Raw genomic sequence first — 18,968 nt, forward strand, 5'->3', positions numbered from 1 at the left:
AACAACTACTTCTCGTTAAAAGAAAAATTAAAAGACAAGCGCGAAAACTAAAAATCAAAATGTTACAAAACAATCCCCCAAAAACCTTTTAGATTGTACAATTATGGAATACTTTTACGGTAAAAAAGGCGATAAAAATGACTAAAAAAATAATTTCAACCGGAGCCATTTTTGGCGTATTAGCGATAATTTTAGGTGCATTTGGAGCACATGCCCTAAAAAAAGTACTAACACCTGAGCATCTAGTTACATTTGAGACTGGGGTACGCTATCAAATGTACCACGCGCTGTTTTTAATCCTAATTGGTACTCTAACCGACCTAGACGAAAAGACGAAAAAAAAGATCTACTATTTAATCCTTTCTGGAGTGTTGTTATTTTCAGGGTCCATCTATTTATTGGCAACAAATGACCTTACTCCATTTGATTTTAGAACGATTGGATTCATAACTCCCATTGGAGGATTCTTATTAATACTGGGCTGGGCCGTGTTTTTATTAAATATATTGAAGAAAAAATCATAAATTTTAGATAATCAAATACTATCTAAAATATTAGTTCTACTTTTGTAAGGTATAAACTAAACTACTCAATACAGAAAATTATGAATAATAACACACCGTTTACGAAATCGATTTCGCTAACTAACTTAGGAATCGAAAACGCAAAGATTCATTATCAATTATCAGCCAGCACATTACACGAAATGACACTGGCGTTAGGACAAGGAATTGAGAACTCGACTGGAGCTCTAGCCATCAACACAGGAACCTTTACAGGGCGTTCACCTGAAGACCGATTTATTGTAAAAGATAGCGTAACAGAAAACGAAGTATGGTGGGGAAAAGTCAATATCCCATTCGAACCAGCTAAATTTGATGCTTTATATAAAAAAGTAACGGCTTATTTATCTAACAAAGAAATCTTTGCAAGGGATTCTTATGTATGTGCCGATCCAAACTACCGTTTGAATGTACGTGTGGTTACAGAAACTCCTTGGGCAAACTTGTTTTGCTACAATATGTTTTTACGACCTGAAGAAAGCGAACTAGAAAACTTTACTCCTGAATGGACCGTAATCTGTGTTCCTAGCTTCATGGCCGATCCCGCAGTGGACGGAACTCGCCAAGCTAATTTTGCTATTCTAAACTTTTCTAAAAAAGTAGCTCTTATAGGAGGAACAGGTTATACAGGAGAAATGAAAAAAGGAATTTTCTCGGCCTTAAACTTTATCTTACCCGTTGACAAAAACACTTTGCCGATGCACTGTAGTGCTAATGTAGGTGACAATGGAGATACTGCCATTTTCTTTGGTTTATCTGGTACTGGAAAAACCACTTTATCTGCTGATCCAAAAAGAAAACTAATAGGTGACGATGAGCACGGTTGGACAAGTGAAAACACTGTTTTTAACTTTGAAGGCGGATGCTACGCGAAAGTAGTTAACCTATCAGAAGAAAACGAACCAGACATTTTTAGAGCAGTACGCAAAGGTGCCATCTTAGAAAATGTAGTTTTCAAAAAAGGGACAAATGAAGTAGATTACGAAGATGTTTCTATCACTCCCAATACAAGAGTAAGCTACCCAATTGAACATATTGATAACATTCAACCAGGATCAATAGGTAAAAACCCTAAAAATATCTTTTTCTTAACAGCCGATTCTTTTGGAATCTTACCTCCTATCTCAAGGTTAACACCAGGACAAGCAGCTTACCACTTTATCTCAGGATATACTGCTAAGGTTGCCGGTACAGAAGCGGGAGTTACAGAACCACAACCTAATTTTTCAGCTTGTTTTGGAGCGCCATTTATGCCGTTACACCCAACAAGATATGCCGAAATGTTGAGCAAAAAAATCCAAGAAGCCGATGTAAAAGTATGGCTAATTAATACCGGATGGACGGGCGGAGCATACGGAACAGGTAGTCGTATGAAATTAAAATACACACGCGAAATGATTACTGCCGCATTAAACGGACAGTTAGACGCGGTACATTATAAAAACCACGTGGTTTTTGGGATTGCTATACCGCAATCATGCCCTAATGTACCAAGCGAAATATTAAACCCAAGAAACACTTGGGATGACAAAGAATTATACGACAAAAAGGCAATTGAATTAGGTCAAAAATTCAACGCTAATTTTGCCAAATTTGAAGAATTTGCTAATGATGAAATCATGGCAGGCGCACCAAACGCATAAGTTAATTTTTAATTCGATTTTTCTTAAAGAGCTATTCATTTGAATAGCTCTTTTTTTTTTTTCAATAACGACCTTAGTTTCTCTAAACAAAAACAAATCAGATATTTATATATTCGTATTATTTTTGGCCTTACTTTTGCATTCATCAATCAATCAAATCATTCAATCATGTTAAAACATTTTTTTATTGTTTGCTCTGGAGCAGACAAAGACATCCTGGAAGGATGCTCAGAGGGAGAACAAACCAAGTACGTAGGTATTGGCGCCACTGTTTTCTTTACAGCAGTAATGGCGTTTATTGCCAGTGCTTATGCCCTATTTACGGTTTTTGACAATGTATATCCCGCCTTATTATTTGGTTTGGTTTGGAGTTTACTCATCTTCAATCTCGATCGATTTATAGTTTCTACTATTCGAAAAAGAGAACGATTTGGCCGTGAATTTCTACAAGCCACACCTAGAATATTACTTGCTGTAATCATTGCCATTGTGATTTCGAAACCCCTAGAAATAAAAATTTTTGAAAAAGAAATCAATACCGTTTTACTGAAAGAGAAAAACGCAATGGCCTTGCAAAACAAAAAGGAAGTTGCTACTTATTTTAAATCAGATTTAGATAAAAACAAAACCGAAATTGACGGACTAAAGCTAGAAATTAGTAAAAAAGAAAAAGAAGTAAATGCTTATTACGATACTTACATTGCAGAAGCCGAAGGAACTGCAGGTACTAAAAAACTAGGAAAAGGACCTGTTTTTAAAGAAAAGATTGCCAAGCATGATCTTGCCAAAAAAGAATTCGACAGCTTGCAAAAAAAGAATCTTGCCAAAATTGCCACCTTAGACAAAGAAGCAACGACACTTCAAACAGATTTAGATAAAAAGGTCAGCGAGACCCAACCTATTATCGATGGCTTTGATGGTTTAATGGCTCGTATTAATGCTTTAGATAAATTACCTTGGCTGCCCTCGTTCTTTATTATGCTGCTTTTTCTTGCTATTGAAACTTCGCCTATAATAGCCAAATTACTTTCGCCAAAAGGAGAATATGATTTCAAGCTTGAAGACCTAGAAACAGCCTTAAAAGCAACAATAGAACAGGATAAGTACCAGCGTGACTTATTAGTAAAAACATCAGCCGCTATGCATGACAAAGTTTATGATGATATTGCTCAAGACAAAAAATTATACGAGTTGCAACGAAAAAACGCTACTGATTTACTAGAGTTACAGTCCCATAATTTTATAGCAAAACAAAAGCGCACTTTATAACAAAACAAAACCCGACAATATAACAATTGTCGGGTTTCTTTTTTATACTTCATACCTCAGGAATACGTCAAGGCTATTAGCTACATATGGCTTAAAATTTCTTTTTTGTAATTATCATACTCTCCTTGCAAGATCAAACCATTGTCTAGTAATTTCTTGTAATTCTGTAGCTTTTCAAACAACTCATCTTGTGACAATTCACTTAAAGATTTCTCTTTTGACCCTTCATTAAAATTTTGGTTGTGTGTGTTGTATTCGGGTTGAGCAACAGGAATGATTTCGGCATAATTAACTACCTCTTCCGTTTCCACTTCTTCTACTTCCTCAACTTCTACTTCTTCTTCTTGAATCAATTCGATTTTCGGTTCTTCAACAGAAGCAGTTTCTACTTGGCTACCTGATTTTAAAAAATCCATTTGTTCTTTCGAAAAAGTATACAATTTTCTTGCTTGTGTTTTTGGAATATAATCGATCGAGATGGTTAACTCACTCTTAGTCGAGAATGAAAATTCAGAACCTAATATATTTTCTTTTACAAAAGCAGCAGCAACGTCTTCCCAATCATAATCAACAAAATCCATAGATAATCCTAAATTTTTAGGCTTACATAATATGATTCGTTTATTAGTCAAAACTATACTATCTGGGAACACGGTAATAGCAGGCTTTTTTTGAACCCCTATGTAGCCTACTTCCTCATTTTTCATTAATAAATCTTGCAATTTAGCAGTGATTTTTTCAATAGCTTTAGGATCTTGATCTTCGTTCAAGAATTTTTTAATTTGTTCTTTCATAATTCATTGAGACTAATTATATCTCTTTATTTTTTAACAAAAGTAAATGTTTTTTATCTATAATGAATAGCGATATGCCCAATTTGAAAAACAATTTTCAACGAATCTTTAAATGACAGCTTAGACCCATCAGCATGAATCCATCTTTTCAAGGGTTGCTCACAAACTATTTTCTTAGTTTCCTCGTCACCGTAGATTTTTTTCATTCGCATGAAAATCTCTACATCGAATAACCATTTTGTAATAAACTTGGTTTGAAAGGTATTCTCTATCACATCTTTACTCATTATTTTGGCACCACATTGTGTGTCATTAAATTCCATTCCGATTGTTTTTCGAATAATAAAATTAATGATTTTACTAATGATCGCACGAGCAGATTCCTTGGTGATATCCGCACCCATACGTGCCATTCTAGAACCACTTACCACTTTAAACTTAGAGTTTGAAATGGTTTTTACTAAATCATGAAAATCTTCAAAATCCGTAGACAAATCGGCATCCAAGAAACCGATGTAATCAAATTGATTTTGTTTAGCAAGATGCAACATTCCTAAACGAACTGCCTCAGCTTTACCACCATTTTTCTCACAATCATAGATACTAATATGATCTTCGTGACCAACTCTTAATTTTTCTAAAACTGCTAAGGTTTTATCTGTACTACCATCATTCACAAAGCATAAATGGTATCCTAAATTAGAGTTGATAAAAGCTTTAAACTCATCACCTAATAAACGCAACTCTTCATTGTAGCAAGGAATTACTACCCCGATACAGTCATTTTGAATAATTTGATTTTTTTGAGTATTGGATGCTTCTTTCACACCACTTCCTATCAAGCGTTTCACACGAGCGCCAATTTCACTTAAGCTCAAGGGCTTTTTCATGTAATCATCTACGCCTAAATCAAAACCTTTAACAATGGTATCTTCATCTGTATTTCCAGATAAAATCATAATGGGAGTAGATTGCCCTTTAGTGATTTTTATATGTTTTGCGATTTCTAAACCGTTATAGGCAATTTGAGATTCATCAAGATTTGAGTTCTGATCAGGATCATTTGAAAAAGGCATATTAATATCTGCAATTACTAAATCAGGGCTATGCAAGTCATATTTTTCAATACCATCAGTGATAGTATTCGCACTTACAACTTCATAACCTAAATCCAGCAAACATTTTTCAAGAGACAAGACAACCAGTTCTTGATCATCAACAATTAAAATTTTCATAAAATTTGTTTTAAGGTAGTTTGGTAAGAGTAAATATAATAAAAATCATCTTAAATGCAAATTAAATTTTTAACAGTTCTATTATTATTCCCTAATAAAAAGTTTTATTATTACATTTACCAAAACATCAATTTTATAGCATTGGCGAAGGAAAAAACAAATAAATATTTAATTGTTGCTCTATTAATTGGAGTCGTTTTTCATTCTAGTGCAATTTTTTTTACACTTGAAAGCACTTACGATGCTTTGATTCACATGTTTTTTGCACAGCATTATGCTACAAGTTGGTTTGAACCTTGGAATTACAGCTGGTATACGGGCTTTACCGTTATGGGATATCCGCCTTTAGTCCATCAAGCCATTGGACTATTGTCCTTAATTGGAGGATTAAAATTTGGGCTGTTTACAGTTGCCATCATCGGGATTATTTTATTTATCACGGGAGTTTATCGCTATACCTTAATGATAACCGGAGACCGAAACGTAGCAGGATATGCCGCTATTGTTGCCGTATTCTCCTCATCATTTGTTGAGACACTCCATATTTTTGGGCAATTACCTAGCATAGTAGGAGTTTCGGTACTGATGCATTGTATGCCTGAGATCTATCTTTGGATTAAAACGGGTCGCATTAAATATTTTTTCAGATCACTCTCATTGTTAGCTGTAACAATAACTTCCCATCATGTCACTCCCATTTTTGGAATGATTTTCTTCATTTTTCCATTAATTGGAACGGTAATTATGGATGCTTCAAGAGAACAAGTCAACTCGTACAAGGAAGTAAAATTCAAATTGTTCTTGTTTACTTTTTTCAAATTATTCAAGAGAATTGCTTCTTTTGGCGCAGGATCACTATTTCTTATTGTATTTTGTATTTTTCCGTATTGGGTAAACTCAAAGGCTAATCCTATCACACAAGTACCCATTCCGCATGGAAGTAGGGACAATTTTCTTGAAGTAACCTCTTCGGGCTTGATGTTTTTTGTCATTCCTTGGGGTGTTTTATTTTTTATATTACCCTATATTTTATACCGTTATTATAGCAAAAGATACATTTGTTTTGGGCTCTCTATTTCGTTGCTCATCGTACTAGGAACAGGTGGAACCACACCAATCCCAATCAAAGTATTAGGTGAAACCGCTTTTAACATCTTAACTCTTGACCGTTTTACGTTATGGGCTTCCATTATGAGCTTGCCCATGTTTGGGGAATTTACGTATCGCTTAGTTGAAGGCGATTTAAAAACAGCCATTCAAAGCCGTTTTGGGAATGTATACCACCGAATTTTAGGCGCTTGCTTTGCCGCTTTTTTTCTGTTTTTCGCAGGATTCACCATAACATTGGGCTATTTCAGGCCGTTTCAACCACAAAAAATAAATACAATACCACTTGTCAACTTCTTAAATCAGGATCAGCACGATCAATGGCGTTATTTACCATTGGGTTTTGGGGATCAAATGGCAACATTATCTTCACAAACCAAAGCAAAAACAGTTGATGGAAACTACCACTCAGCCCGAAGATTGCCCGAATTAACAAGTCGTGCAATTGAACGATTGGAGAATTCAAAATTTAGAGGAATGGAAGGAATTGGTTCTTTGCAACAATTCTTGACCGTGCCCGAAAAATACAATTTAAAGTATGTTTTTTCGAATGATAAATTCTATGATCCCATACTCTACTTTTGTGGATGGCACCGACTTTCATTACTAGAAAATGGGATTATGGTCTGGGAAAAACTGAATGTAGCCCCCTTGCCAAAAGTCCTACCGAAGGATGAAGTACCGCTCTACCTCAAATTAATGTGGGGTATTATTCCGATTCTGACTGTGATTATTGCTTTTGTTATTAATATTCAAAGCATATTCTTTAAAGCATTAAAAATCAAAGATGAAGAAAAAGCAGACTTTTTCAAATTTGCAGTTACCTATACAAAATTCCCATTCAAAGTAATCACTGTTTTACATCTATGGGTCGCGCTCTTGCTTGGTGTCATTGGGTATGGTATGTATGAAATATATTTAGTAAACGCTACGCAAATAAGCCCAACGAACGTAGTAAAATCATACTATGACGCACTCGATTTTAAGTATTATGAAAAAGCGCATTCGTATATTGATCCAAAAAGCAAACTATCCATTTCGCAATTTATGCTGGAAACATCTGTAGCAGACGGAATTTTAAACTCGTATGCCAAGCTGGATGCTATTGACATCAAAGTTATTAATAGCTCCGAAAGTCGTGCAACCATAATAGCCAAGACAAAATGGATTACTCCACTAGAAATAATCAATAAAGACTATTATCACGAAACGATTAAGCGCAACGGAAACTGGTACATCTTGCCACAAAAACAACCTTTGGACATTCCGCCAGATCAATTTCTAGCAGCCAACACCACTGAATATTTCAAACAAGGTCGCCGTAAGATAACGACCCAACAAACCTATCATGAGGATGTATTAAAACAACCGGAACTTGAAATTCTATCGGCTAAACTTATTCAATACAATAACGAGTATATCATTATTGGTGAATTACAAAATATCGACAACTTCCCTGCCGATGTCGTCTTAAAATCAACCTTATACAATCATCAAGATAAAATATTAGCTACCTTTAATGCCAAGGACGTAATCAAACACAAAATTATGCCCAAAGAAACTACAAGTTTCAAGGTTAATTTTGAAGAAATCTCTTGGCTGAAAAAAGAAGTGTCGCAACCCACTACTTTTAACCCAAAAGAATTTACCGCCAAAGACATTAGCGAAATTCCTGCCAACTTTGACATTCAATCTGCTGGAAACGTAGCTATAACTGACTTTTACATTCAAGTTGCTTTATCTGATTTGGTGATTGAAAACAACCATCTCAAAGGAACTTTATTTAATTATGGCATTCAAGAAGTCACTGTTCCAGAGCTATTAATATCCTATTACAATGACAAACAAGAGCTTCTCTACGTTGATCATTACTTTTTACGCGAAGGAGTACGCGTGCAACGCAAGCAATATTTTGATTACAAATTACTCGATTTAACGCATTGCCGCATCATCATTTCTTCTTTGGCCGATTGCTATGTCAACGGTTTACCCAATGGTGACCTTGCGCGTACTATAATTCCAAAACGAAATAAAGAAGTCGAAAAAGAACTGTTGCAAAAAGTCAAAGGAAAAGGCTTTAGCTACATTAAAATAGAAATGAACAATTACATTGGTAATCCAAAATGATGAAAAAAGTACTCTATAGCGCACTTCCTTTTTGTTGCTTCTTTTTATTTGTTTTTGCTGTTGCAAAAACAAATAATGCAGATGCTACATTTCGCTTACAAACTACTCAAAACAGTTTCACCGCAGGAACACCTATAGCATTGACTTTTGCAACAGCGTCAAAAACGGCAACTGCCCATTTATTTGTCATTCATAGTTATGGTAAAACGCTACTGACTTCACAAAACATCAACGGCCAACTGGTATTTCATATTCCTGCTATTTATTGTATTAAAACAGGAGATTTTAGTTGGTTTTTAATTCAAAACAATAAAACAGTAGTAAGTGGAACGTTTGTCACCACACCCAATAATACCACCCCAACCCTACTAGAGAACTATTTAGGACCACCCAGTTTACTAACCGGAACGGAACATTTCACAATGATGGTTGCTATTCCAACAGATAGCTATGACAACCCAAAGGACAACAATACTGCAGTTTATATCAAAGATCAGTTTTTAGAAAACATCACAACAACCGAAAAAAAGACCGACTTCTTTATTGCATGGAAAAATATTTATTCGCGCACAAAATCGGGTAAAATGCTGGTATCAACCGAATGTAACAACACAGCCTCAAAGGAATTTGAAACCGATATACAGCCCTCACCCGGCAAAAACTTCACCATCAATTACAGCCGCAACCATAAGTACGCGGATGGAAACCAAATTACATTGCTAGAAACATCCATTATTAGGGATAGTTACGGCAATATTGTAGGAGATGGAACTATGGTTACTTTTCAAGTGGTCACCACAAATGATATATTATTAAAAACCTATGCCGCTACTATAAACGGAATAGCGATTGCTCAAATATTACATCCCGATCATAATGAAACCTTTACTGTAAAAGGCTATGTTACTGGAATTGCTGAGAGTAACTCAATTAAAATAGACTATCTTGCTTTGATTAAGACCTTCAACTATGAATTTACCGAAGGCAATAGAAAAATCACAGTAGGTCCTGTACGCAGTTTTATGAATCAAATTGTACCGGACGGGATTAAGGTGGAACTCAAAATATACCACAAAAATAATTTGATTGAAAGTAAGATTGTAGAAACAGCCAAGGGTATTGCAAACTTCTATTTACTAGCTCCATTTTATAAAGAAAAAGAATATCAATTTGAGATATCCACTTTAGGAATTACTCAAAAAACAGCAATAAAAAAATATGAGACTAATTAACAACCGTAACATTTACAGAGCAGCTCTCATACTTTCATTTCTAGTGATTTGTATGTTTACCTTATTGGGTTTAGCCAAAATAATGGACTACTTGAACACCGGTGCAGACAGAAGCACAATGTTACATCTTGAAACAGAAAGTGAAGATGTTTATTTGCCCAAAGTGAACTGGACCAACCTAGCCAATCCAGCACGAGATATGGAAAAAAACACCCTAGGAAAATTACAACGTGATTACTTATTTTCTTGGTACGTAAAAAATACTGCCTTAAAAACCAACAACTCAGAGGGAATTGATGATTACTACACTGCCAATACCCGTTTGAATTTATACCGAACTATTAAGTACAATAAAGAACATCAAATTACTATAGAAAACACCACAATAAAACATTTTCCTGATTTACAATTTTACAGTGAAGATGGGCAATTAGTCGTTTTTACTGATAAAAATGTCATTGAATATCAAAAAATCTATCAAAACAAACAATTGCTAACTACCGTTCAAGACACTGCCACTTATAAGGTAATGATGTTGCTCGAAGATGGTTTTTGGCGAGTACGTCATGTGTTGAAAATGAAAGCCGAACCCTTTACAAAAGACACCACTGCAGTACATCCCGTGTTTACTGTAAAAAACGAACATATCCTTAAAAACAACAGCCCGTACACCATCAAAGGAATTAATTATTATCCAAAAAATTCAGCTTGGGACACTTTTGGCGAATTATTCAATAAAGACACTATTGCTGCTGACTTTGACATCATTAAAAAAGCAAACTTAAATACGGTACGTCTTTTTATTCAGTACGGTGATTTTGGAAAAGCAATGATTGTACCGGAAAAAATGGCGAAATTAAAAACCATTTTAGATTTGGCAGAAGCCAAAAACCTAGCTGTAATTGTTACTCTTTTTGATTTTTATAGTGATTACACTTTGGATAGCTGGACGTTAACACACAGACATGCCGAACAAATTGTATCTACTTTCAAAGACCACAAAGCCATTCTTGCTTGGGATTTAAAAAACGAACCCAATTTAGATTTCGAAAACAGAGACAAAGGCAATGTTTTGAGTTGGCTCGACCACATGGCAACAGTCATAAAAGAAAACGACCCCAATCATTTGATAACAATTGGTTGGTCTAATTCGGTTGAAGCAACCAACCTTGCTGATAAGGTAGATTTTATATCCTATCACTTTTACAATGACATGAAACACCTAGAATACGAAACAAATCTATTAGTAAAAACGACTAAAAAACCAGTTGTTATTGAAGAGTTTGGAGTTCCGTCTTATGGTGGAATATGGAATTTTTGGGAAAGTAGTATTGAGAAACAAGCGGCATACCATCAAAAAATGCAGGCTTATTTCAAGAAAAACAATTACTCGTTTATGTCATGGACTTTGTATGACTTTCCACATGTGCCAGATCAAGTTGCTGGAAGGTGGCCTTGGCAAAAAAACAGGCAAAAAAAATTCGGGTTTATTGATGATAAAGGAATCAACAAACCCGCATTTAAATATATTTCGAACTAAAATTATTTTTTAGACTGGATCACTTGCTTGAAAGTATCCATGTACATCTCGGTAATTTTATCCATTGATAATGCACTTGCTGCTTTAAAATTTTGCATGGCAATGGCTTTTCTATTATCATCATTGTTGATGATTTTTTCTATGGCTTGCGCCAAAGATTCAGCACTGTCTGGATTGAAGAACTCGCCTTTGTACCCCTCTTCTTCTACTAATAAAGCAAGATCTCCTAAGTCTGGCATGACAACTGCCTTACCATAACTACCCGCTTGATGCAGTACACCTGAGCTCCCTGTAGTTGATGTGTACGGAAAAGCTACAACGGTACTATCACCAAAGATTACGGGTACATCTTTCTCTTCAACATAACCCGTAAAGCGAATTCCTTCTACATTTTTGTATTTTTCTTGAACAGCAGCAAGATATCCTGGTGTGTTTGGGCTATCGGTTCCTGCAATGACTACTTCGATTTTTTCAGCACTACGTTGTCTGATCAAAATTGCTGCTTCGATAAGGATTTCTACTTTTTTATAGGTACCAAATTTCCCAAAAGCCATAATTTGTTTTGGTCCTGGAGTCAGCTCAAAAGAGGGTTCATCAATACTATCAAAAGTACCATGAGGAATCACTTTTACATTTTTTACTTTGTATTTTTTCTCTAAAACCTCCACGTATTTATTGATCGTAACAGCTACTACATCAGATTTTAAGATGAAACGCGTTAAAGTAGTTCCAATAAAATTATAGATTTTTTGAGCCCATTTATTATCGGTAAAACCCGCACTTTCTAAGTCTACTTGCTCTAAAATATTATGCAATAATGAAACAGTAGGTATGCCTTTCATTCGCAACACCATCGGAATCATAAGTCCTAATGCAGCTGGTACTTTCTTGTCACCAAATTTCATAAACTGAAGATTAATCAGTACTGCATCTGGTTTTTCTTTGCTAATTGCATTAGTGATGGAAAGAATATTTGAATAACTATTAAAAGACCAACATTCATTGACCTTCACTTTACCACTGTTTTCAAAGTCTAATTGTTTTGCATCTACGGTTTTATCCGCAAGTATAACCACCTCTGAAACTTCGCTTTTTTGTGCAAAATTTTTAACAAGATGATATCCATACTCGTTTAAGGTTACTTTACTGGGAGGAAATGCAGTGATTACGGCTACTTTCATGTTTTTTATAGATTGGGGTTAGTAGATTAAAGATAGTAAGAATTACACACTTTTACTTTCGATTTTTATAAAAGAAATAACACAACTGAAAAAACAATAAGACCACCATAGCAATGATTTGCATGTGTACAACTTGTTCTAATGAATTGTGATAGGCAATAATTAGCCCTATTTGAGTGGATCCTAAAATTGCCGAAACAATTACAGGAACATATTGATCTAAGGATAAATAGTAATAAGCAAAAATATTTGCAACAGCAAAAAGTGAAGTAGATAAGGCATATTTCCAAAGTAAAAATGAAATAGAAACATACTCTTTACCAAACATTACTCCTACAACAAACTCTGGAAATAAAGCGGTAAACAACACGATTGAAGTAGAAAGCAATACAATGTATCCCACATATTTCAATAAAATGGGTAAAGTATCTTGGTTGTCTTTTTTCATTTGGATTACCTTAGGCAATAGCAACATGACAAACATCCAAGCAACAAAATAAACCACACGGCCTATAAGAGCCAATGAAGCATACAATCCCGCTTGCTCACTGTCAAAAAAGTGCTTGACTAGGATTATGTCACTATTATTAATTATAATTTGCGTAAGCTCATAAAAAGCAGTTAGGGCAAAAAAGGTAGTAATCGATTTTTTATCAATTTCAGGTGTTTCGACTGTTTTTACACCTTGGAAAATTACTTTTTGAAAAGGAAAAACGCCAAAAACAAAGGACAATACGATGCCCGAAGCCACAATGATTGAGCTAGGCACGCCTGGCAATAGATAAATAGCAGCAATCGTTAATAGCAAACGACTAGCCATCTCCGTTTGATAGGTCGTAGCTAATTTATTCAGGACATTTTGACCTTGATATAAACCTCTATTGACACTCATTAAAAAATACAACGGAATACCAAAACCAAAAATAAAGAACATATAAGCCGTTTTAGTATGAAACAGCTCTTGTAATTCTTGGTAAAAAACAACAATAGTCAAACCAAACAACAGTCCTAAAACCGCAGCATATTTAGTGATAAGCTTGATAAAACCTAACAAATGCCCGCCTTCTAAAAGCACCGCATATTTTGCCGTTACAATTTGAAAAGTCATTCCAACGAAAGACAAAATTAATAGTAAGGTTATTAAAATGGCCGCATCAGAGAAAGCTGTAGGTCCTAAAATTCGACCTAACAACAAATTATAGACATAATTCCCTCCGTTAACTAACAAAATAGTTAGCATGAAAAATTGTTCTGGCCCTAGTTTTTTAGGAATCTTAGCTAGTAGGTTAGATATGATCTTCATTCGGTTATGTTGTTTTTGTAGCAAGAAATAAAAATAAATAATTTTGATTTAAAAAAATAGCAATTCCACTCTGGGCTGATGTGTAATTATCTTTTACTAACTCAAAACTAGGGCTATCAAAATCTTAAAACTGTGTTGTAGTTACTACTAATTACATTAATAGGTGATTTAAATTTAACGCGTTAAACTGGTCACATACTTTTTTATTTTTTTTTCCAATAATAAAGAAAACCTTATTGTTTCCTTGTGCTCGTTCTTGTAAGGAAGCAACACTTTTAGTGGTGTACTCATCGATCATTTCGACCTTATCAAGAGAGATCACAACGCCACTAGAATATTCAATAATGTTTTGCAATTGAAGTTCTAAATATACGCTATTTTCGGTATTTAACATACCTTGTATTTCATAAATACCTGCATTATAGTTAATTTGTAAAGACATAGTGGTAGATTTTTGGGGATTACTAACAAGACAAATATCATAATTAATAAGGCTTACCTTAAAAACTTTCGATGAATGGCTCAAATGTGTAGATGAGATATCATGAATTAATCATTAACTTGCATCATTGAAACCCACAATCTATATTCATGAAATACATCTTAAAAACCATCTTCCTTTCCTTTCTTATTTTTAGCCTTTCGGCTAAAGCTCAAGATATGACTGCTGGATTTTCCAATCTAGAAAAAGGAGAACTTGACCAAGCCGAAGTCTTCTTTGCCAACATACTAAAGGATTATCCCCAAAATAAAACAGCACGCCTGTGTTATGCCCGAGCAATTGGTCTAAACAAGCAAGCCGAAAAAGCTTTGGATAATTTCATCGTTTTGAAAAAAGAATATCCAGGAGATTTAGAAATCGAATTGAACTATGCCGAAGCGCTCCTTTGGAACAACAAGTTCGACGAAGCAAAAATATTTTATACTACACTTGTGGCAAAAAACCCTACTAATTTTGTCGCTCATTTAGGTTTTGCAAACACATTATCCAATCTAAAAGAATACAAAGAAGCCTTATTTCATGTCAATAAAGCGATCGAATTATCACCAGGAAGTGCTGGACCATTAGTATCTAGAAAATACATCAGACTAGGATATGCTGGCCAAAAAGTAAATGAGAAAAATTACAAAGAAGCTGAAGCTTTTTATGACGAAGTACTAGTCGATTTTCCAAATGATAAAGAAGCTTTAATGAATAAAGCCAACTTATACTTGATTACTAAAGAAATCAATAAAGGAAAAGCAGTCTATAATTTATTAGGAAAAGACAACCCTGTACTCGCTATGAACGGTATTGCGCTTCTAGAGCACATAGGTGGAAAAGAAAAAAACGCCTTAAAAATGGCAACTGAGTCCCTTGCAAAATCGGCTTCAATTACAGATGAAACTTTAAAAAACCAAACCGAAGAACGCTATGTTCAAGCTTTGATTTGGAACAAAAAATACACTGAAGCGGCAACAAAAATTGATGAACTAACAGCAGCTAATCCTAATAAAAACTGGGTAATGTCTCTAGCGGCAACACTTGCTATCTACAAGAGTAATTTTCCAGAAAGTATTACAAACTACGAGAACATCTTGAAGAACGATTCAAAATCATTTGATGGAAATCTAGGAATAGCCAATGCGTACAAAGCCTCTGGTGAAGTGTCAAAGGCATACAATGCTGCCTTAACAACGCTAGAGATTTTTAAAAATCAAGGCGATGCTATGAACTTCATTAAAAAATTAAAAGAAGAGTTCACCCCTTTTATCGAAGAAAAGTTAAGCTATACTTTTGACAACGGAAACAATACTGCTGTTGCTAGCCGCACATTGATTAGTATACCGTTATCAACAAAATGGACTGTAAACACTACCTACCAACACAGACAAACCCAAAATACGGTTACCAATGTAAATGCGAAGACCAACGACTTCATCGCAGGAATAGAATACAAGTTCCATCCCAAAATAAGTTACGCACTTGATCTAGGAGTGTCATCAGCCAACTCTAACGTAACTAGTTACACCCAAGCATTGATTCATACCTATTTTAAAATTAAGCCGCTTAAACTGCAAGATCTTGAGGTTGGGTACAAAAGAGAGATTCAAAACTTTAACTCTGATTTGATTAGTAAAGAAATCGCGGTAAACAATTACTATTTGAATTATAACTTGAGTACCAATTTTAATTTTGGATGGTTCACACAATATTTTTACTCATCGCAAACAGATGAAAATAAAAGAAACTTATTATTTACGTCTTTCTACTATAACTTTATGGCAAAACCAGTTTTAAAAGGAGGATTGAACTACCAATACATTTCGTATAAAAACAGAGTACCATTAGATTATTTTAGTCCAAAGAAATTTAATGCTGTCGAAATATTCCTTGAAGTATTAAAAGATGAACAAATGGCCGAAGTAAACTCTTGGTACTACAACGCAAATCTGGCTACAGGATACCAATTTATAGAAGATGACAGCAAACAATGGACTTATAGAATACAAGCTAAAGTAGGGTATAAATTTTCGGACCGCTTAATTGCTAATTTATACGGAACTAGAAGTAATATCGCATCGGCAACTGCAGCCGGATTTACTTTTAATGAGTTTGGGTTGCGTATAAAATGGAACCTTACAGGTAAGCCTATATTTAAACTTAAATAAGCACTACATACTATTCCAAACCACAAAAAAGGTTGTCTTTAACAAAGACAACCTTTTTTTATGAAAAATAAAACGATTCGAATTTAAACTACAGCAGTAAATATAAACTACTAGATTACCAACTGAAAAACAACATCATTAAACCCAATCATTCTTCTTACCTCAGCAGTATTGGGTAATGTTAAACAATCTACCTCATCGATCTTTGTTTGCACTAAATACGATTTAATAAGTGACAAAGGCACCATTAACATCTTCCCCTTAATGCATCTTTCAGCAGCTTCTACTTCGGTCAAAGGGCCAGCCCACTTTAGGTTATAGCAATAAGCCATAGCACCTTGTCTAACAAAAGTAATATGCTCTTCGCTAATCAAGGACCATCTCATAGAAACCAAAAAATATTTCTCAGTATCATTCAAAGATTGAACATCTTCAAATACTATTGTGTTGTGTAATTTTACTTCCATTTTTTTATCTTTTAGTTTCAGTGGCTAAAGTATAACATTATAGATTAAACTACACAAATAATCGATGAAATGCATTATTTTGTTAATTATATGTATTTTGTCTTACAATTAAGCAAAAAAACAATCGCTTAAAAGCTCATCCTGTTCCGGTACTGAACGATGGATAAAGCACCCAAAGATTGGCCCTGTTACGACCGCTAATAACAGTACAAATAAAACCAAAAAAGGACTGTCTAAAAATAGACAGTCCTTTTTGTATTTGAAAGTGTAAACAGCCGTTTGCTGTGATGTATAAATTTTATATAATGGAAGTTTGAAAAATTTAGATATCCGCTTTCAATAGTGACAACTTACACCACCATTTGAAAAGCGATTGCATCAAAACCAATTATTTTTCTAACTTCTTCAGTATTGGGTAAAGTATAACTTTCGACATTGTCAATTGTTGCTTTCACCAAAAAAGATCGTATTTGCGAAAGCGAAACGACTAACATCTTACCTTTAATACATCGCTCTTTAGCTTCTATCTTAGTCATTGGGCCAGCCCAATTCATATTATAACAATACGCCATAGCTTCTTGTCTAACAAAAGTGATGTGCTCCTCATTGATCAATGACCATCTCAAAGAGACAACAAAATATTTTTCTGCATCAGCTGAAGAATTTGCTTCTTCAAACAAAATTGTGTTATGTAATTTTACTTCCATCTTTTTTATCTTTTAGTTTCAGTGGCTAAATTATATAAAAACTGTTTAAGTGCATAATAAATCCGATCAAATACATCTTTTATTAATTATGATTACTTTTTTCTTACAAAATGAACAATAAACCAAAAAAAACTGTCCGTGGCAGACAGTTTTTAAATAACACAAAATCATGTTATTACGATTAAGCAGTTTTGGAATATATGGTAACTTTAAAAAGTGATTTTCTAATACAGGACGTTAGAAGAGCAAGTACAACTCCTATACCCTTTTATTTTCAATTGTATACAAGTTTGGCGCATACCAAAAAAAATGAAAACGAAAAGGTTAATTCCCTAATTCAAAATAAAGGTATGCACAATACAAAGCGGTAAGGTAGAATATTAGATTACTGGTCGCAATCTATAGGTGAATTGTAAAAATGAGGAGACGAACTGTTACAACAAGTTCAACCTTTTCATTAACTCAGGTCTATTGGCGCGACTTACAGGAATCACGTCTTTATCGATTAGAACGCTATTGTCTTCGATATCAATAATTTTTTTGGTATTGATAATAAAGGACCGATGTACTTTTAAAAATAAATCTTTAGGTAATTTATCTTCTATCTTTTTAAGTGTCGAATGTACAATATAGTTTTTCCCTTCGGTTTTAATGTGAATATAATCACCTTTAGCCTCTACTATATTTACAGAAGCAATTTCGATTTTAATCAATCTTCTATCGATATTGATATAAAATTGCTCGTTGTTATCCTCCGTCAAAGTAGGAGTTTCTTTTACAACAGGAGCAGCGACTATAGAGTTCACTTTGTGAATTGCCTTTTCAAAACGGTCTTTGGTGATCGGTTTAACTAAGTAATCAATAATACAATCGTATTCAAAAGCCTCAATAGCAAAATTTCTATCAGAGGTCACTAATACAATATTGGGTGGGTTTTTAATGGTTTGAATAAAATCAAAACCTGTAAAATCAGGCATGTGTATATCTAAGAAAATAAGATCTACCTCATTATGATTCAAATACTTAATAGCCTGTAATGCATTTGAAAATTGAGCTGCAATTTCTATATCAGAATAATCGGTAATGAACTGAGCTATAATAACTCTTGCCATTTCTTCATCATCAATAATAATGCAATTCATAAACAA

Annotated in this window: 15 protein-coding genes; 7 read left to right on the top strand and 8 right to left on the bottom strand. The window is 34.3% G+C overall.

The genetic code is table 11. The features are described from left to right. The first annotated feature begins 137 nt into the window (after positions 1 to 137). The 3 genes from H8R24_RS03285 (at position 138) to H8R24_RS03295 (ending at position 3,475) form a co-directional block, all read left to right on the top strand. Positions 138 to 524, top strand: coding sequence for a DUF423 domain-containing protein (locus H8R24_RS03285; RefSeq protein ID WP_187017150.1), 387 nt, complete (start codon positions 138 to 140; stop codon positions 522 to 524). Between the two features lie 80 nt (positions 525 to 604). Further along, the gene (gene pckA / locus H8R24_RS03290; RefSeq protein WP_187017151.1) at positions 605 to 2,206 is read left to right on the top strand and encodes a phosphoenolpyruvate carboxykinase (ATP); all 1,602 of its coding nucleotides are present in this window, start codon (positions 605 to 607) and stop codon (positions 2,204 to 2,206) included. A 168-nt stretch (positions 2,207 to 2,374) separates the two neighbouring features. After that, the gene (locus H8R24_RS03295) at positions 2,375 to 3,475 is read left to right on the top strand and encodes a DUF4407 domain-containing protein (RefSeq protein ID WP_187017152.1); all 1,101 of its coding nucleotides are present in this window, start codon (positions 2,375 to 2,377) and stop codon (positions 3,473 to 3,475) included. A gap of 80 nt (positions 3,476 to 3,555) precedes the next feature. Here the strand turns inward: H8R24_RS03295 and H8R24_RS03300 are convergent, their stop codons facing one another. After that, positions 3,556 to 4,269, bottom strand: a complete 714-nt coding sequence (locus H8R24_RS03300) for a PH domain-containing protein (protein ID WP_187017153.1) — start codon at positions 4,267 to 4,269, stop codon at positions 3,556 to 3,558. Positions 4,270 to 4,322: 53 nt separating this feature from the next. After that, on the bottom strand, positions 4,323 to 5,504 hold the full coding sequence (locus tag H8R24_RS03305; RefSeq protein ID WP_187017154.1) for a glycosyltransferase: 1,182 nt from the start codon (positions 5,502 to 5,504) through the stop codon (positions 4,323 to 4,325). 54 nt (positions 5,505 to 5,558) lie between these two features. On the opposite strand from H8R24_RS03305, the gene H8R24_RS03310 reads away from it, so the two are divergent. Genes H8R24_RS03310 through H8R24_RS03320 form a run of 3 tightly spaced genes read left to right on the top strand, consistent with a single transcriptional unit; the run spans position 5,559 to position 11,510 of the window. Beyond that, positions 5,559 to 8,738 carry a hypothetical protein gene (locus H8R24_RS03310; protein WP_225876762.1) on the top strand — a complete coding sequence of 1,060 codons (3,180 nt, stop codon included), beginning with the start codon at positions 5,559 to 5,561 and terminating at the stop codon, positions 8,736 to 8,738. Continuing rightward, positions 8,738 to 9,970: a hypothetical protein gene (locus tag H8R24_RS03315; RefSeq protein ID WP_222617353.1), complete on the top strand. Its 1,233-nt coding sequence runs from the start codon at positions 8,738 to 8,740 to the stop codon at positions 9,968 to 9,970. The genes H8R24_RS03310 and H8R24_RS03315 overlap by 1 nt, the downstream gene beginning before the upstream one ends. Further along, a complete protein-coding gene (locus tag H8R24_RS03320) occupies positions 9,957 to 11,510 on the top strand; it encodes a glycoside hydrolase family 2 TIM barrel-domain containing protein (protein ID WP_187017156.1) in 1,554 nt (517 codons plus the stop codon). Before H8R24_RS03315 ends, H8R24_RS03320 begins: the two co-directional genes overlap by 14 nt. A 2-nt stretch (positions 11,511 to 11,512) precedes the next feature. Here H8R24_RS03320 and H8R24_RS03325 read toward each other — a convergent pair whose 3' ends face one another. From H8R24_RS03325 to H8R24_RS03335, 3 genes are all read right to left on the bottom strand, one after another. Further along, the gene (locus H8R24_RS03325; protein WP_187017157.1) at positions 11,513 to 12,691 is read right to left on the bottom strand and encodes a glycosyltransferase; all 1,179 of its coding nucleotides are present in this window, start codon (positions 12,689 to 12,691) and stop codon (positions 11,513 to 11,515) included. Between the two features lie 52 nt (positions 12,692 to 12,743). Next, the gene (locus H8R24_RS03330; RefSeq protein WP_187017158.1) at positions 12,744 to 13,994 is read right to left on the bottom strand and encodes an MATE family efflux transporter; all 1,251 of its coding nucleotides are present in this window, start codon (positions 13,992 to 13,994) and stop codon (positions 12,744 to 12,746) included. Positions 13,995 to 14,145: 151 nt separating this feature from the next. Further along, the gene (locus H8R24_RS03335) at positions 14,146 to 14,436 is read right to left on the bottom strand and encodes an STAS domain-containing protein (RefSeq protein ID WP_187017159.1); all 291 of its coding nucleotides are present in this window, start codon (positions 14,434 to 14,436) and stop codon (positions 14,146 to 14,148) included. A gap of 149 nt (positions 14,437 to 14,585) precedes the next feature. On the opposite strand from H8R24_RS03335, the gene H8R24_RS03340 reads away from it, so the two are divergent. Next, on the top strand, positions 14,586 to 16,646 hold the full coding sequence (locus tag H8R24_RS03340) for a tetratricopeptide repeat protein (protein ID WP_187017160.1): 2,061 nt from the start codon (positions 14,586 to 14,588) through the stop codon (positions 16,644 to 16,646). A gap of 110 nt (positions 16,647 to 16,756) precedes the next feature. Here H8R24_RS03340 and H8R24_RS03345 read toward each other — a convergent pair whose 3' ends face one another. The 3 genes from H8R24_RS03345 to H8R24_RS03355 form a co-directional block, all read right to left on the bottom strand. After that, the gene (locus tag H8R24_RS03345; protein WP_187017161.1) at positions 16,757 to 17,113 is read right to left on the bottom strand and encodes a hypothetical protein; all 357 of its coding nucleotides are present in this window, start codon (positions 17,111 to 17,113) and stop codon (positions 16,757 to 16,759) included. A 350-nt stretch (positions 17,114 to 17,463) separates the two neighbouring features. Beyond that, the gene (locus H8R24_RS03350) at positions 17,464 to 17,820 is read right to left on the bottom strand and encodes a hypothetical protein (protein WP_187017162.1); all 357 of its coding nucleotides are present in this window, start codon (positions 17,818 to 17,820) and stop codon (positions 17,464 to 17,466) included. 434 nt (positions 17,821 to 18,254) lie between these two features. Beyond that, positions 18,255 to 18,962, bottom strand: coding sequence for a LytR/AlgR family response regulator transcription factor (locus H8R24_RS03355; RefSeq protein ID WP_187017163.1), 708 nt, complete (start codon positions 18,960 to 18,962; stop codon positions 18,255 to 18,257). Positions 18,963 to 18,968 lie beyond the last annotated feature (6 nt).

Origin of the sequence: Flavobacterium muglaense (assembly GCF_014305155.1) — a bacterium.
In the GTDB taxonomy this organism is placed as follows: Bacteria; Bacteroidota; Bacteroidia; order Flavobacteriales; family Flavobacteriaceae; genus Flavobacterium; species Flavobacterium muglaense.

Bases quoted from the DNA above. Each gene is read 5' to 3' on its own strand.
- H8R24_RS03285 (WP_187017150.1), top strand. From the start codon at position 138: ATGACTAAAAAAATAATTTCAACCGGAGCCATTTTTGGCGTATTAGCG.
- pckA (WP_187017151.1), top strand. From the start codon at position 605: ATGAATAATAACACACCGTTTACGAAATCGATTTCGCTAACTAACTTA.
- H8R24_RS03295 (WP_187017152.1), top strand. From the start codon at position 2,375: ATGTTAAAACATTTTTTTATTGTTTGCTCTGGAGCAGACAAAGACATC.
- H8R24_RS03300 (WP_187017153.1), bottom strand. From the start codon at position 4,269: ATGAAAGAACAAATTAAAAAATTCTTGAACGAAGATCAAGATCCTAAA.
- H8R24_RS03305 (WP_187017154.1), bottom strand. From the start codon at position 5,504: ATGAAAATTTTAATTGTTGATGATCAAGAACTGGTTGTCTTGTCTCTT.
- H8R24_RS03310 (WP_225876762.1), top strand. From the start codon at position 5,559: ATGCAAATTAAATTTTTAACAGTTCTATTATTATTCCCTAATAAAAAG.
- H8R24_RS03315 (WP_222617353.1), top strand. From the start codon at position 8,738: ATGAAAAAAGTACTCTATAGCGCACTTCCTTTTTGTTGCTTCTTTTTA.
- H8R24_RS03320 (WP_187017156.1), top strand. From the start codon at position 9,957: ATGAGACTAATTAACAACCGTAACATTTACAGAGCAGCTCTCATACTT.
- H8R24_RS03325 (WP_187017157.1), bottom strand. From the start codon at position 12,691: ATGAAAGTAGCCGTAATCACTGCATTTCCTCCCAGTAAAGTAACCTTA.
- H8R24_RS03330 (WP_187017158.1), bottom strand. From the start codon at position 13,994: ATGAAGATCATATCTAACCTACTAGCTAAGATTCCTAAAAAACTAGGG.
- H8R24_RS03335 (WP_187017159.1), bottom strand. From the start codon at position 14,436: ATGTCTTTACAAATTAACTATAATGCAGGTATTTATGAAATACAAGGT.
- H8R24_RS03340 (WP_187017160.1), top strand. From the start codon at position 14,586: ATGAAATACATCTTAAAAACCATCTTCCTTTCCTTTCTTATTTTTAGC.
- H8R24_RS03345 (WP_187017161.1), bottom strand. From the start codon at position 17,113: ATGGAAGTAAAATTACACAACACAATAGTATTTGAAGATGTTCAATCT.
- H8R24_RS03350 (WP_187017162.1), bottom strand. From the start codon at position 17,820: ATGGAAGTAAAATTACATAACACAATTTTGTTTGAAGAAGCAAATTCT.
- H8R24_RS03355 (WP_187017163.1), bottom strand. From the start codon at position 18,962: ATGAATTGCATTATTATTGATGATGAAGAAATGGCAAGAGTTATTATA.